Raw genomic sequence first — 531 nt, 5'->3', positions numbered from 1 at the left:
CTATCAGCGTTCGCATTTGCTGCTAGTCACATAATAGCAGCTGGTGATTTTCAGGCGTTTTGGATATATGCTATTCCTGGTGCTTTGTATGCCTTAATCTATCGTTTTAGCAAAAATATCTATTTCTCAACACTAGCTCATATACTATGGAACGGCTTTGTTTACTTTGATTTGATAAATATAGCGGTTAAGTAAATATGATATTTTCATCTAAGCTAGAAATAATTTGGATGTTTTTTTGATAATAGATGTTAAGAAATGGACTATATTATTTCCTAATTAGCTATGTAACCATGTTTGATTAGTTGCTAAAATAGAGGTAACCACTGATGATTGAAGTGCCGAAACCTATTTTGAATTATTTTATGAATCTATGATTTGATTTATTACCATTTAGGAAAATTCAACGACAATTTAGGATTTTGGATAATTTTCTTTAAAACAACTGCTATAATGAACTTGTAGTCGCGACACATAACATAAAATAAGGAGGTATTCATCATGAATACAAAAACATTAGGACAATTTGAT

At 30.1% G+C, this 531-nt stretch carries 1 protein-coding gene; it reads left to right on the top strand.

The features are described 5' to 3' along the window. A partial coding sequence (locus ACMZ6U_RS10740; protein ID WP_416107682.1) for a type II CAAX prenyl endopeptidase Rce1 family protein occupies positions 1 to 195 on the top strand: 195 nt, incomplete at its 5' end. Positions 196 to 531: the final 336 nt, after the last annotated feature.

This window comes from Streptococcus pluranimalium (genome assembly GCF_047785745.1).
GTDB lineage: Bacteria > Bacillota > Bacilli > Lactobacillales > Streptococcaceae > Streptococcus > Streptococcus pluranimalium_B.
Note: the sequence above shows the minus strand (reverse complement) of the source record. Positions and strands in the feature narration are given on the sequence as shown.